General features: G+C 68.8%; 16 protein-coding genes. 5 read left to right on the plus strand and 11 right to left on the minus strand.

The window, feature by feature from the left end; translation table 11 throughout:
- From ACOADB_RS17315 to ACOADB_RS17360, 10 genes are all read right to left on the minus strand, one after another.
- Positions 1 to 225: iron-sulfur cluster assembly protein (locus ACOADB_RS17315; protein ID WP_378601131.1), on the minus strand; the 225-nt coding region annotated here is incomplete at its 3' end.
- Positions 222 to 695: a Fe-S cluster assembly sulfur transfer protein SufU gene (gene sufU, locus ACOADB_RS17320; protein ID WP_378601133.1), complete on the minus strand. Its 474-nt coding sequence runs from the start codon at positions 693 to 695 to the stop codon at positions 222 to 224. The genes ACOADB_RS17315 and sufU, both read right to left, overlap by 4 nt.
- Positions 696 to 699: 4 nt before the next feature.
- Positions 700 to 1,944: a cysteine desulfurase gene (locus tag ACOADB_RS17325; protein WP_378601135.1), complete on the minus strand. Its 1,245-nt coding sequence runs from the start codon at positions 1,942 to 1,944 to the stop codon at positions 700 to 702.
- A gap of 2 nt (positions 1,945 to 1,946) precedes the next feature.
- A complete protein-coding gene (sufC, locus tag ACOADB_RS17330) occupies positions 1,947 to 2,717 on the minus strand; it encodes a Fe-S cluster assembly ATPase SufC (RefSeq protein ID WP_378601137.1) in 771 nt (256 codons plus the stop codon).
- Positions 2,714 to 3,049, minus strand: a complete 336-nt coding sequence (locus ACOADB_RS17335; protein ID WP_378601139.1) for a non-heme iron oxygenase ferredoxin subunit — start codon at positions 3,047 to 3,049, stop codon at positions 2,714 to 2,716. Before ACOADB_RS17335 ends, sufC begins: the two co-directional genes overlap by 4 nt.
- Positions 3,046 to 4,212, minus strand: a complete 1,167-nt coding sequence (sufD, locus tag ACOADB_RS17340) for a Fe-S cluster assembly protein SufD (RefSeq protein ID WP_378601141.1) — start codon at positions 4,210 to 4,212, stop codon at positions 3,046 to 3,048. Before sufD ends, ACOADB_RS17335 begins: the two co-directional genes overlap by 4 nt.
- Positions 4,212 to 5,630 (minus strand): Fe-S cluster assembly protein SufB, encoded by a 1,419-nt coding sequence (gene sufB / locus ACOADB_RS17345; RefSeq protein WP_378601143.1) that lies wholly within the window; start codon positions 5,628 to 5,630, stop codon positions 4,212 to 4,214. Before sufB ends, sufD begins: the two co-directional genes overlap by 1 nt.
- Positions 5,627 to 6,304, minus strand: coding sequence for a helix-turn-helix transcriptional regulator (locus ACOADB_RS17350; protein ID WP_378601145.1), 678 nt, complete (start codon positions 6,302 to 6,304; stop codon positions 5,627 to 5,629). The genes sufB and ACOADB_RS17350 overlap by 4 nt, the downstream gene beginning before the upstream one ends.
- 98 nt (positions 6,305 to 6,402) lie before the next feature.
- A complete protein-coding gene (locus ACOADB_RS17355; RefSeq protein ID WP_378601147.1) occupies positions 6,403 to 6,804 on the minus strand; it encodes a hypothetical protein in 402 nt (133 codons plus the stop codon).
- Positions 6,797 to 7,162 (minus strand): hypothetical protein, encoded by a 366-nt coding sequence (locus ACOADB_RS17360; RefSeq protein ID WP_378601149.1) that lies wholly within the window; start codon positions 7,160 to 7,162, stop codon positions 6,797 to 6,799. Before ACOADB_RS17360 ends, ACOADB_RS17355 begins: the two co-directional genes overlap by 8 nt.
- 43 nt (positions 7,163 to 7,205) lie before the next feature.
- On the opposite strand from ACOADB_RS17360, the gene ACOADB_RS17365 reads away from it, so the two are divergent.
- From ACOADB_RS17365 to ACOADB_RS17375, 3 genes are read left to right on the plus strand one after another with little or no spacing between them, the layout of a single operon-like run.
- Complete coding sequence (locus ACOADB_RS17365; RefSeq protein ID WP_378601151.1) at positions 7,206 to 8,141, plus strand: ABC transporter ATP-binding protein; 936 nt, start codon at positions 7,206 to 7,208, stop codon at positions 8,139 to 8,141.
- Positions 8,138 to 8,929, plus strand: a complete 792-nt coding sequence (locus ACOADB_RS17370; protein WP_378601154.1) for an ABC transporter permease — start codon at positions 8,138 to 8,140, stop codon at positions 8,927 to 8,929. Before ACOADB_RS17365 ends, ACOADB_RS17370 begins: the two co-directional genes overlap by 4 nt.
- A complete protein-coding gene (locus tag ACOADB_RS17375) occupies positions 8,920 to 9,813 on the plus strand; it encodes a COX15/CtaA family protein (RefSeq protein ID WP_378601157.1) in 894 nt (297 codons plus the stop codon). Before ACOADB_RS17370 ends, ACOADB_RS17375 begins: the two co-directional genes overlap by 10 nt.
- 1 nt (position 9,814) lies before the next feature.
- On the opposite strand, the gene ACOADB_RS17380 is transcribed toward ACOADB_RS17375, so the two are convergent.
- On the minus strand, positions 9,815 to 10,720 hold the full coding sequence (locus ACOADB_RS17380) for a heme o synthase (protein WP_378601234.1): 906 nt from the start codon (positions 10,718 to 10,720) through the stop codon (positions 9,815 to 9,817).
- Between the two features lie 167 nt (positions 10,721 to 10,887).
- Here ACOADB_RS17380 and tkt point away from each other — a divergent pair, with 167 nt between their 5' ends.
- On the plus strand, positions 10,888 to 12,996 hold the full coding sequence (gene tkt / locus ACOADB_RS17385) for a transketolase (protein ID WP_378601160.1): 2,109 nt from the start codon (positions 10,888 to 10,890) through the stop codon (positions 12,994 to 12,996).
- A gap of 51 nt (positions 12,997 to 13,047) precedes the next feature.
- Positions 13,048 to 13,938, plus strand: an 891-nt coding sequence (gene tal, locus ACOADB_RS17390) for a transaldolase (RefSeq protein WP_378601163.1), incomplete at its 3' end; no start/stop codon positions are given.

Raw genomic sequence — 13,938 nt, forward strand, 5'->3', positions numbered from 1 at the left:
GACCAGGCCGAGGTCGACGACGTTGATGCCGAGCTCGGGGTCCACGACATCCTTCATCGCTTCCTCGACGTCGGCGATCGCAACGTTCGACGACGCGGACGAGCCGACCATCTTGTGGGCGCCCGCCTCGGGCACCTCCGGGAGGTCACCGTGGTCGACGCCGTGTCCGTGGCCGTGGCCATGCCCGTCGTGGCTGTGGTCGTGGTCATGGTTGTGCTCGCTCATGCCTTGCCTCCGTCTGCGTCAACTGCTGAGGCGACGACCTGTGTCGTCGCGTCCTTCCACGCCATCCAGGACAGCAGTGCGCACTTCACGCGGGCGGGGAACTTCGCCACCCCGGCGAATGCGATGCCGTCCTCGAGAATCTCTTCGTCGGGCACCACGGTGCCCTTGCCCTGCATCAGGGTCAGGAACTCCTGGTGGATCGCCATCGCCTCGTCGACGCTCTTGCCGACCACGAGGTCGTAGAGCACCGAGGCCGACGCCTGCGAGATCGAGCATCCGACCGAGTCGTACGACACGTCACTGACGACGCCGCCGTCGAGGTGCACCCGCAGGGTCACCTCGTCGCCGCACGTCGGGTTGACGTGGTGCACCTCGGCCTCGTGCGGCTCCCGCAGTCCCTTGCCATGTGGCAACTTGTAGTGGTCCAGGATGATCTCCTGGTAGAGCGCGTCCAGATCCTGTGCAGTCATCAGGTCAGTCCAACTTGAAGTAGCGGCGGGTGTATTCCAGCGCCTCGACGAGCGCGTCGATCTCCCGCGGCTCCGTGTAGAGGTACGACGACATCCGGGTCGAGCTCTGGACACCGAACCGCGCGTGGGCCGGCTTCGCGCAGTGGTGGCCCGCGCGTACGGCGATGCCGCGGCTGTCGAGCACCTGCGCGATGTCGTGCGGGTGCACGCCGTCGAGCTCGAAGGAGATCGCGCCGCCGCGGGAGGCCGCATCGAGCGGCCCGAGCACGGTGAGCCCCTTGACCGTCTGCAGACCCTCGAGGGCGTAGCCGGTGATTGCCTGCTCGTGGGCATGGATGGCATCCATCCCGATGTGGCCGAGGTACTCGACCGCAGCGCCGAGACCGATGGCCTCGACGATCGGCGGGGTGCCGGCCTCGAAGCGGTGCGGCGCCTTGGCGTACGTCGAACGCGCCATCGTCACGGTCTCGATCATCTCGCCGCCGCCGTGGAACGGGGGCAGCTCGTTGAGCAGGTCCTCACGACCCCAGAGCACGCCGATGCCCGTCGGTCCACAGACCTTGTGGCCGGTGAACACGAGGAAGTCGCAACCGACGGCCTGGACGTCCACGTGCAGCTGCGGCGCAGCCTGCGAGGCGTCGATGACCGACACCGCACCGACTGCCCTGGCCCGGGCCGCCAGGTCGGCGACCGGGTTGATGGTGCCGAGCATGTTGGAGACCCAGGTGAACGCGACGACTTTGGTGTTCTCGTCCACCAGCTGGTCGGCGTTGCTGAAGTCGAGCTGCCCATCGTCGGTCAGGCCGAACCAGCGCAGCTCCGCACCGGAGCGCTCGCAGGCGAGCTGCCACGACACGATGTTGGAGTGGTGCTCCATCTCCGTGATCACGACGTTGTCGCCGGGCGCGAGCGTGATGGTGCGCGCCAGCAGGTTGAGCGCCTCGGTGGCGTTCTTGGTGAAGATGATCTCGTTGCGCGACGGGGCGTTGAGGAACTGGGCGACCTTGTCGCGCGCCGCTTCGTAGGCCTCCGTCGACTCCGCACCGAGCTGGTGCATGGCACGTGCGATGTTCGCGTTGTGCCGCTCCAGGTGGTCGACCATCGTGTCGATGACGACCTGCGGCTTCTGCGAGGTGTTCGCGCTGTCGAGGTAGACCAGCGGCAGCCCGCCCGCGAGCGTGCGCTCCAGGATGGGGAAGTCCTTGCGGATGACTTCCAGCTCGGGGAGCAGACCAGTGAGGGGAGCCATGATCAGACCCCAGACTCCGCAGCTGCCTTGAGGAAGCGGTCATAGCCGTTGGCCTCAAGCTCTTCGGCGAGCTCCGGGCCACCGGACTCGGCGACGCGGCCGGCAACGAACACGTGGACGTGGTCAGGCTTGATGTAGCGCAGGATCCGCGTGTAGTGCGTGATCAGCAGGACACCCTTGTTGTCGCGCTCACGGAACCGGTTGACGCCGTCCGAGACGACCTTGAGCGCGTCGATGTCGAGACCCGAGTCGGTCTCGTCGAGGATCGCGACCTTGGGGTCGAGCAGGTCGAGCTGGGCGATCTCGTGGCGCTTCTTCTCGCCACCGGAGAAGCCCTCGTTGACCGAGCGCTGCGAGAAGGTCGTGTCGAGGTTCATCTTCTCGAGCGCGCCGTTGACGTCCTTGACCCACGTGCGGAGCTTGGGGGCCTCGCCGTCGATCGCGGTCTTGGCGGTCCGCAGGAAGTTGGAGACCGAGACGCCGGGGACCTCGACGGGGTACTGCATCGCGAGGAACAGGCCGGCGCGGGCGCGCTCGTCGACGGACATGCTCAGCACGTCCTCGCCGTCGAGGGTGACCGTGCCACCGGTGACCTCGTAGCGCGGGTGACCGGCGATGGAGTAGGCCAGCGTCGACTTGCCGGAGCCGTTCGGGCCCATGATGGCGTGCGTCTCGCCGGAGTTGATGGTCAGCGTGACGCCCTTGAGGATCTCAATCGGACCGTCTTCGGTGTTGACCTGGACCTGCAGGTCCTTGATCTCGAGAGTGCTCATGTGGGGGTGACTCCGTTCAGGGTGGACTCCACGTCGACGTACACGTCGCCGTCGCGGATTTCTACTGGGAAGGTGGCTACCGGCTCGGTGGCCGGAAAGTTCGTGGGCTTGCCGGTGCGCAGGTCGAAGCACGACCCGTGCAGCCAGCACTCGACGGTGCCGTTGTCGACCTCGCCCTCGCTCAGCTGGACCGCTGCATGCGAGCAGAGGTCCTGCAGGGCGAAGACCTCGTCGCCGTTACGCGCGATCGCCACGTCGTACCGGTCGATCGTCACGGCCAGGGCCTCGTCGGTCTGGACGTCGGCGAGCGCACACGCGCGTTCGAACGTCATGCCAGGTCCGCGAGGACGTGGCGCTGGAGCTCCTCCTCGACCTGGCCGCTCAACTTCGCGGCGAGCTCGGGAATGGTGACCTTGCGGATCAGGTCGTCGAAGAAGCCGCGCACGACGAGCTTGCGGGCTTCCTTCTCCTCGATGCCGCGCGAGCGCAGGTAGAACAGCTGCTCGTCATCGAAGCGACCGACTGCCGAGGCGTGGCCGGCACCGGCGATCTCGCCCGTCTCGATCTCCAGGTTCGGGATCGAGTCGGCGTGGCAGCCCTCGGTGAGGATGAGGTTCCGGTTCTCCTCGTACGTCTCGATGCCTTCGGCGACCTTGCGGATCAGGACGTTGCCGACCCACACGGTGTGCGCCTTGTCGCCCTGCAGTGCGCCCTTGTAGACCACGTTGGACACGGTCTTCGGAGCGGTGTGGTCGACGAAGAGACGGTGCTCGAAGTGCTGCCCCGCGTCGGCGAAGTACAGGCCGAAGAGCTCGGCCGTTCCACCCGGGCCGGCGTAGTCGACGTTGGTGCTGGTGCGCACCAGGTCGCCACCGAGGGTGAACTCAAACTGGCGCAGGGTCGCGTCGCGGCCCACCCGGGCGTTGATCTGCTCGGCGTGCACGGCGTCGTCGGCCCAGTCGTTGACGTGGACCAGGTCGAGGTGCGCGCCGTCACCGACGAGCACCGTCGTGAAGGCGTTGTACGTCGTGCTGCCCGAGTGCTCGACGACGACCGTCGCCTTGGCGTGCGTGCCGATCCGGATGACGAGGTGGCCCCAGACGAGGGCGTCGAGCGCGGTGCCGTGCAGGATCAGCCGCACCGGCTCCTCGACCTCGGTGTTCGACGGGATGTCGAGCACCAGGGCACCACCGGCGTTCTTGGCCGCGAGCGCACCGAGGCGGTCGAACGGCGCCGTACCGCCGAGGGCGATCGCGTCCTCGGTGGTGAAACGGGTCAGCGTGACACCGGCGGGAAGGGACTCCTTCCACTCCAGGGTCTCGACCGACGGGACGTCCTCCAGCAGGCCACGCAGGCGCTTGAGCGGGGTGAACCGCCAGACCTCCTCGCGACCGGTGGGCAGCGGGTGCGCCTCGAGGTCGAAGGTGGGCTCCGGGTGGAGGTGGGACTCGACGTGCTCCTGCTCGAGGGCGTCGCTCACTACAGCAGCCGACATCAGCCGACGGCTCCTTCCATCTGCAGCTCGATGAGCCGGTTGAGTTCGAGGGCGTACTCCATGGGGAGCTCCTTGGCGATCGGCTCGATGAACCCGCGCACGATCATCGCCATGGCCTCGTCCTGACCCATGCCACGCGACATCAGGTAGAACAGCTGGTCGTCGGAGACCTTCGAGACGCTCGCCTCGTGGCCCATGGAGACGTCGTCCTCACGGATGTCGACGTACGGGTAGGTGTCCGAGCGGCTGATCTGGTCGACCAGCAGCGCGTCACAGAGCACGTTGGACTTCGAGCCGTGCGCACCCTCGTTGACCTGGATGAGGCCGCGGTACGACGTCCGGCCGCCGCCGCGCGCCACCGACTTGCTCAGGATCGAGCTCGAGGTGTTCGGCGCAGCGTGCACCATCTTGGCGCCGGCGTCCTGGTGCTGGCCCTCGCCCGCGAAGGCGATCGACAGGGTCTCGCCCTTGGCGTGCTCGCCCATGAGGTAGACGGCGGGGTACTTCATCGTCACCTTGGAGCCGATGTTGCCGTCGACCCACTCCATGGTCGCGCCGGCTTCGCAGACAGCGCGCTTCGTCACGAGGTTGTAGACGTTGTTCGACCAGTTCTGGATGGTCGTGTAGCGGCAACGACCACCCTTCTTGACGATGATCTCGACGACCGCGGAGTGCAGCGAGTCCGACGAGTAGATCGGCGCCGTGCAGCCCTCGACGTAGTGCACGTAGGCGCCCTCGTCGACGATGATCAGGGTCCGCTCGAACTGGCCCATGTTCTCGGTGTTGATGCGGAAGTAGGCCTGCAGCGGGATGTCCACGTGGACGCCCTTGGGCACGTAGATGAACGAGCCGCCCGACCACACGGCGGAGTTCAGCGCGGAGAACTTGTTGTCGCCGATCGGGATGATCGTGCCGAAGTACTCCTTGAACAGCTCCGGCTGCTCGCGCAGCGCGGTGTCGGTGTCGAGGAAGAGCACGCCCTGGGCCTCGAGGTCCTCGCGGATCGAGTGGTAGACGACCTCGGACTCGTACTGCGCGGCGACACCGGAGACGAGACGCTGCTTCTCCGCCTCGGGGATGCCGAGCTTGTCGTAGGTGTTCTTGATGTCCTCGGGGAGATCGTCCCAGGTCGCAGCCTGCTTCTCGCTCGACCGGACGAAGTACTTGATGTTGTCGAAGTCGATCGTCGACAGGTCCGAACCCCACGTGGGCATGGGCTTGCGGTGGAAGAGCTTGAGGCCCTTGAGGCGCATGTCGAGCATCCAGTCGGGCTCGTTCTTGAGCGCCGAGATGTTGCGGACGACCTCCTCGGAGAGGCCACGCTTCGCATCGGCACCGACGTCGTTCTTGTCGGACCAGCCGAACTCGTAGCGTCCGATGCCCTTGAGCTCGGGGTTCAGTTCTTCGATCGAGGTCATGACGTGACCTGCTCCTTCTTCTGGATGCTGTGGACGGTCGGGATGCACGTGGTGCACACCCCGTCGCCGTGGGCGATGGTGGCCAGACGCTGGACGTGCGTGCCGAGGACGCGGCTGATCGCCTCGGTCTCGGCTTCGCACAACTGCGGGAATTCATGGGCCACGTGGGAGACGGGGCAGTGCTGCTGGCACAGCTCCGCACCCACGGGGATGTCGTGCACCGCTGCGGCATAGCCCTCGGCGGTGAAGATCGTGGCGAGCACCTGCGCCGGGGACGCGTCCGGGTTGGCCGCCTGGACCTCGGGGAAGCGCTTCTCGATGAAGGATGCCCGACGGTCCGCGAAGGCGCGTACGGCGGCGTCGCCTCCCGTCTCGGCGAGGAAGCGCAGTGCCTCGGTGGCCAGGTCGTCGTACTGCTGGTCGAAGGCGTCGCGTCCACGCTCGGTCAGCACGAACACCTTGGCCGGGCGACCGCGTCCGCGCGAACCCACGGGCCGCGGGTCGCGAGCGACCAGGGAACCGTCGGCGACCATCTGGTCGAGGTGCCGACGGACCGCCGCGGGGGTCAGGTCGAGCCGCTCCGCCAGGGCCGCAGCAGTGGATGCGCCGTTGACCAGGATCGACTGAGCCACGCGCTGGCGCGTCGGCTGGTCACACTCGGTCGGCAATTCCACAACAACAGTGTGCCGATAATGCCTGAGGCTATTCAAGCAAGGTCAGGCTTACTGAGGCAGCCCTTAGCGACGTGCGTCACATTCGGGTCCCTCCGGGCCTACCGCGGGCGGGTGTGCCGCAGCCACGCCAGGCCCGCGAACGGCAGCACCAGCGGCAGGAATCCGTACCCCTGGCCGAAGTGGGACCACACGGTCTTGTCGGGGAAGAGATCCGTCGCGAGGTAGCTCATGGCCCCGACGGACAGCACCCCGAGGAGCTCGATCGCGACCGCGATACCGGCCACCCGCCAGCCGGTGGTGCCCCCGAAGAGCAGGCAGGTCGTGGCGACGAGGTAGATCACCGCGGCGAGCAGCGAGAGGGAGTACGCCAGCGGCGCCCGGTCCGGGTCCACGCCCAGCTGGACGGCCGAGCGGCCGGTCGCCGCGACGGCGAACAGGCCGTAGACGAAGACGAGTGCCCGGCCCCAGCCCTCCGACAGCGGATGCTGCAGCTCAGGCATGCCGACCTCCCCAGACGTCCCACAGCCGGAGCTCGAGACCGGCAACGGTCGCCACCGCGAGCAGCAGGATGGTGGTCCCGACCCGCGACCGCTCGGCGAGCGAGAAGAACGCACCCACGACCGGGACGAGGAAGACGGTGACCAGGTAGCTGACGAAGACCGCGCCCTCGACGTCGCGCTCGGTGCGGGCCAGCGCCACCGCTCCCCCGACCAGCTGCGCCAGCAGCGCCACCTCGAGCACGGCCAGCGCGATGTAGTGGGAGTCCTGGGCCGCGCGGTCGCGCACCAGGTCCACCACGAGCAGCACGGCAGCCGCACCCGCAAGGGCGAGAACGACGCCGTAGAACCAGACAGTCACGGCCGCCAGCGTAGGCCCGGAGGCCGCGCTCTAGACTCCCCGGGTGCCCGCTGGTCCTGCTGTCCTCGTCGATGGCCTGGTGATGAGGTACGGCGACCGCACGGCTGTCGACGGCCTCTCCTTCGAGGTCGAGGCCCACACCATCACCGCCGTCCTCGGCCCCAACGGCGCCGGGAAGACGACGACTCTCGAGACCTGCGAGGGCTACCGGCGCGCGCAGTCGGGCACCGTCCGCGTGCTCGGCCTCGACCCGGTGCGCGAGCGGCGCGAGCTGCTCCCCCGGATCGGCGTGATGTTGCAGTCCGGCGGCGCGTGGAGCGGCGCCCGCGCCGACGAGATGTTGCGCCACTTCGCCCGGTTGCACGCGAACCCGCTCGACACCGGCCTGCTGATGGACCGGCTCGCACTGCACGAGTGCGGCCGCACGCCGTACCGCCGGCTCTCGGGCGGGCAGCAGCAGCGGCTCGGCCTGGCCCTGGCACTCGTCGGCCGCCCCGAACTCGTCTTCGTCGACGAACCGACGGCAGGGCTGGACCCGCAGATCCGCCGGGCCGTCTGGGACCTCCTCGAGGAGCTCCGCGGCGACGGCGTGACGGTCGTGCTGACGACCCACTACCTCGAAGAGGCCGAGCGGCTGGCCGACAAGGTCCACATCCTCGACCACGGCAAGCTGGTGGCCAGTGGGTCGCCCCTCGAGCTCACCCGTGGCGGCACGGTGGCCACGATCCGGCTCGTCGTGACGCAGCCGTTCCCGCCCGGTTCGCCGGAAGACCTGGCCAGGGCGCTCGGAGACGGCACCGAGCTCACGGTCCTCGACCCGCTCAGTCTCCAGGTGTCCGGACCTGCCGACGGCTCCACGCTCGGCAAGGTCGCCGCCTGGTGCACCGACCACGACGTGCTGCCCGAGTCGCTGTCCCTCGGCCAGCGCAACCTCGAGGACGTCTTCCTCGAGCTCACCGGACGGGAAGACTTCGCATGAGCACCCCGATGAGCACCCCGAGCGGCACCTTCGCTCCTGCGCCGGGCGCCGCTCCCGTGCTGCGCCAGCTCGTCACGCAGGCCGGAATGGAAGCCCGGTTGATGCTGCGCAACGGCGAGCAGCTCCTGTTGGCCGTCGTGATTCCGGTCATCGTGCTGGTCGCATCGGTCCGTGGCGCCGACCGGGTGGGCGTCAACCTCGACGGCCGGCCGATCGACGTCCTCACTCCCGGAGTGCTCGCCGTCGCCGTGATGTCCACCGCGTTCACGTCGCTCGCGATCGCGACCGGCTTCGAACGCCGCTACGGCGTCCTCAAGCGGCTCGGCACCGCTCCCCTGTCCCGCGCGACACTGCTGGGCGGCAAGGTCGTCGCCCTGCTGCTCGTCGAGGTCCTGCAGTTCGTGGTCATCGGTGGCGTCGGCTTCGCCCTCGGCTGGTCCGGCCCCGAGGGCGTGGGCGGCTACCTCGCCCTGGTCCTCGCCGCGGTGTTCGGTACGGCGGCGTTCGCGTCGCTCGGCATGCTGCTGGCCGGATCCCTGCGCGCCGAGGCCACGCTGGCTGCCGCGAACCTCGTCTACCTGCTGCTGCTCGCCGGCGGCGCCGTCGTGCTCCCGGCCGAGGCGTACGGCGGTCTCGGCGACGTCGTCCGCTGGCTGCCCTCGGGCGCGCTCGGTGAGGCCGCGCGCGCAGCGTGCGACGCGACCGTGGCGGTCCGCGACCTGCTCGTCCTCGTGGGCTGGGCCGTCGTCGGCTCCGCGCTGACAGCGAGGACCTTCCAGTGGGAGTGAGCGTGGCGTCGCGCTGGGAGACCGTCCAGCGGGCGCTCGGTGATCGGCTGGTCCCGCTGGCCTGGGCCAACCTGATCGCCAACATCGCGATCGCCATCACGGGCGGCGCTGTCCGGCTCACCGGCTCCGGACTCGGCTGCCCCACGTGGCCGAAGTGCACGGACGAGTCGTACCTCCCGCACAGTGCGCTCGGCGTCCACGGCGCGATCGAGTTCGGCAACCGGATGCTGACCTACGTCCTGGTCGTCATCGCGGTGGCCTGCTGGCTGGCCGCCCGGAACCGGGCTTCCGAGCACTCCCGCGCCGTACGGCTCGCGACGATCATCGCCCTCGGCATCCCTGCTCAGGCCGTCCTCGGCGGCATCACGGTCCTGACCGACCTGAACCCGTGGATCGTCGGGCTGCACCTGCTCGTCTCGATGGCGATCGTCGGTGTCTGTGTCGTCCTGCTCGACCACCTCCGCGGACCGTCGCGCGAAGGTGTCTCGCAGGGCACCGGCCGGCTGGCCTGGTTCCTGTTCGTCGTCGGCTGGGTGGTGCTCTACCTCGGCACCGTCGTCACCGGCTCCGGGCCGCACTCCGGCGACCTCGAGTCGCGGCGCACCGGCCTCGACCCGCAGGTGATGTCGCACGTCCACGCCTGGGCCGTCTACGTCCTGGTGGCGCTCACCGTCGGCCTGCTGTGGACCGCCCAGCGCACCAGCAACCGGGTCCTGTTCCGCGCCGTCGCCGTGCTCCTCGGCGTCGAGCTCCTGCAGGGCACGATCGGCTTCTGGCAGTACTTCACGGACCTGCCCGAGGTCCTCGTCGCGTTCCACATGCTCGGCGCCGGGCTCACCTCGGCCGCGCTGACCTGGGTCGTTCTCGCGACCCGCCGTCGCTGACCTACTTCAACAGTGGGTCGATGGCCACTGCGACGAAGAGCAGTGAGAGATACAGGTTCGAGGAGTGGAACAGGTGCATCGGCTGCAGGATGCTCAGCTCGTCCGACGTCCGTGACCGGCGGTGCAGCGCGTGCGCCTGGGTCAGGAACACCGCACCGAGCACGGCAGCGACGACCGGGTAGAAGATCCCCGTCGAGGCGACCGGCCACAGCAGCAGGGACGTGGCGACCATGACCCAGCTGTAGATGACGATCTGGAAGGCGACGCTGCGCGCGGGCTTCACGACCGGGAGCATCGGGACGTCGACCTGGGCGTAGTCCTCGCGATAGCGCAGCGCGAGGGCCCACGTGTGCGGCGGCGTCCAGAAGAAGACGACCGCGAACAGCACGATCGGGACCCACGACAGCTCGTTCGTGACCGCGGTCCAGCCGATCAGGGTCGGGAAGCAACCGGCGATGCCGCCCCAGACGATGTTCTGGGCCGTACGGCGCTTCAGCAGCATCGTGTAGATGAACACGTAGAAGGCGATGGCGCTGACCGACAGCACGGCCGAGAGCGTGTTCACCTGCCAGGCCAGTACGACGGTCGACAGCACCCCGAGCACCAGCCCGAACACCAGCGCAGCGCGCGGCGTCACGATGTGGCGCGGGAGTGCCCGGCGGCGCGTGCGCCGCATCTGCTCGTCGATGTCGCGGTCGTAGACACAATTGAAGACCGATGCGGACCCGGCCGACAGCGTTCCACCGATGACGGTGGCGACGACGAGGCCGAGCGGCGGCACGCCACCGGCGGCGAAGAACATCATCGGCACGGTCGTCAGGAGCAACAGCTCGATCACGCGCGGCTTGGTGAGGCCGACGTACGCCATCAACACATCACGCGCCGTGGCCTTCGCCTCACCTGCCACGGGCCGTCCGTCGTCAGCGAGCAGCTCGGGGCTGGTCGGGTCGACGTAGGTCACGGAAATCCTCGCGGGCAGGGGATCGAAAGCGGTCTGAGTGTAGCCCGAGCGAGCCGATGTGCTGGCACCGAGCCAGTGTCGGCGGCCGACTCGGGCTGGGTAGGCTCGGACACATGATCCCGGAGTTGGTGTGGACCGATCTCGACCGCAAGGCCGTCGACACGGCACGAGTGCTGGCAATGGACTCTGTCCAGAAGGTCGGCAACGGCCACCCGGGCACCGCCATGAGTCTGGCGCCTGCGGCGTACCTGCTGTTCCAGAAGGTCATGCGGCATGACCCGGCCGACCCCGACTGGGCCGCCCGCGACCGGTTCGTCCTGTCCTGCGGTCACTCGTCGATCACGCTCTACACCCAGCTGTACCTCGGCGGCTTCGGCCTCGAGCTCGATGACCTGAAGGCGCTGCGCACGTGGGGCAGCAAGACCCCGGGCCACCCCGAGTTCGGCCACACGGCTGGCGTCGAGGTCACGACGGGCCCGCTCGGCCAGGGCCTGGCCAACGCGGTCGGGATGGCCATGGCGGCGCGCCGCGAACGCGGCCTGCTCGACCCGGAGGCCGGCGACGGTCCCTCGATCTTCGACCACCACGTCTACGTCATCGCCTCCGACGGTGACCTGGAGGAGGGCGTCAGCAGCGAGGCGTCCTCGATCGCCGGCACGCAGGAGCTCGGCAACCTGACGGTGATCTACGACGCCAACCGGATCTCGATCGAGGGCGACACCCACATCGCCTTCAACGAGGACGTCGCCCAGCGCTACGAGGCCTACGGCTGGCACGTGCAGACGGTCGACTGGACGGGCAACGACCACTCCGACCTCGCGCACTACGCCGAGGACGTCCCGGCGTTGTACGAAGCCATCAAGGCCGCCGACGCGGTCACCGACAAGCCGTCGATCATCGTCCTCAAGACGGTGATCGCCTGGCCTGCCCCCAGCGCCCAGAACACCGAGGCCGCGCACGGATCCGCACTCGGCGCGGCCGAGGTCGCCGCCACGAAGAACGTGCTCGGCTTCGACCCGAACGCCGACTTCGAGGTGCCCGCGGACGTCCTGGAGCACACCCGTTCCCTGGTCGCCCGCGGCAAGCAGTGGGCCGCCGACTGGGACGAGCAGTACGCCGCCTGGGTCGCCGCGAACCCCGAGGGTGCTGCCCTGCTGCACCGCATGAAGGGGCGCGCTCTCCCGGATGGCATCGAGGCCGTCCTCCCGACGTTCGAGGCCGACCCCAAGGGTGTTGCCACTCGTGCGGCGTCGGGCAAGGTCATCAACGCGATTGCCCCGATCATGCCCGAGCTCTGGGGCGGTTCCGCCGACCTCGCCGGCTCCAACAACACCACGATCAAGGACGCGCCGTCCTTCCTCCCCCTCGACCGTTCGGTCGAGGAGTGGCAGGGCGACCCCTACCAGGGACGCGTCCTGCACTTCGGCATCCGTGAGCACGGCATGGGCGCGATCATGAACGGGATCGCCGTCCACGGCGGCACGCGGGTGTTCGGTGGCACCTTCCTCACCTTCTCCGACTACATGCGTGGCTCGGTCCGGGTCGCGGCGCTCATGCACGCGCCGGTCATCTACGTCTGGACCCACGACTCGATCGGTCTCGGCGAGGACGGCCCGACCCACCAGCCCATCGAGCACGTCGCCTCGTTGCGCGCGATGCCGGGCATCGACATCGTCCGCCCGGCCGACGCCAACGAGACCGCAGCGGCCTGGCTGCAGGTGCTGCGCAACACCGACCGCCCGGCCGGCCTGATCCTGAGCCGGCAGAACGTCCCGACCTTTCCCCGTGGGGAGGGCGGCTTCGCTTCGACCGAGGGTGTCGCCAAGGGTGGCTACGTCCTCATCGACGCGGACGGCGGTGAACCCGATGTCGTCCTGCTGGCGACCGGGTCGGAGGTACAGCTCGCGGTCACCGCGCGTGAGCAGCTCGCGGCCGACGGGATCAACGCCCGGGTCGTGTCACTCCCCTGCCTTGAGTGGTTCGAGGCGCAGACCCAGGCGTACCGCGACTCGGTGATCCCGCCGACGGTCAAGGCCCGCGTCTCGGTCGAGGCCGGCGTGAAGCAGGGCTGGCGCGAGTACGTCGGCGATGCCGGCCGGATCGTCAGCATCGACCACTACGGTGCGAGCGCCGACGCGGGCACCCTGTTCCGCGAGTTCGGCTTCACCCCTGAAGCGGTCGTCGCGGCCGCCAGGGACAGCATTGCCGCGGCCGGAGCCTGACGCACCGTTCGTCGTACACCAGCACATCCCAGTACCTCTCGAGGAGGATTCATGAGTGAACGACTGAAGGCCCTCGCTGACGCGGGGGTGTCCATCTGGCTGGACGACCTGTCCCGCGAGCGGATCGAGACCGGCAACCTGGCGGCCCTCGTCGCCGAGAAGTCGGTCGTCGGCGTGACCACCAACCCCACGATCTTCGCCGGTGCCATCGCCAACGGTGAGCGGTACGACGACCAGGTCCGCACGCTCGTCGCCGAAGGTGCCACGGCCGACGCCGTCATCTTCGCGCTGACCACCGACGACGTGCGCAACGCGTGCGACGTGCTCGCCCCCGTTGCTGCCGCGACGGCGGACGACGGCCGCGTGTCGATCGAGGTCGAGCCGACCCTTGCCAACGACACGGCAGCGACGGTCGCCTCGGCGAAGGCCCTGTGGGCCGCGGTGGATCGCCCCAACGCCCTGATCAAGATCCCCGCAACGGTCGAGGGCCTGCCCGCGATCACCGAGGTCACCGCCGCCGGCATCAGCGTGAACGTCACCTTGATCTTCTCGACCGAGCGCTACCAGGCCGTGATGGATGCCTACCTCGCTGGACTCGAGCAGGCGCAGGCCGCGGGCATCGACCTGTCGACCATCAGGTCGGTGGCGTCGTTCTTCGTCTCCCGCGTCGACAGCGAGATCGATGCGCGCCTCGACAAGATCGGGACCGACGACGCCCTCGCGCTGCGCGGCAAGGCCGCCGTCGCGAACGCCCGTCTGGCCTATGCCGCCTACGAGGGGGTCCTGGCATCCGATCGCTGGCAGGCGCTCGCCGCCGCCGGGGCCAACGCGCAGCGGCCGCTGTGGGCCTCCACCGGCGTGAAGAACCCGAACTACTCCGACACGCTCTACGTCACCGACCTCGTCGTCGCGAACACCGTGAACACGATGCCGGAGAAGACG

Source organism: Nocardioides sp. CPCC 206348, assembly GCF_048654705.1.
Taxonomy (GTDB): Bacteria; Actinomycetota; Actinomycetes; order Propionibacteriales; family Nocardioidaceae; genus Nocardioides.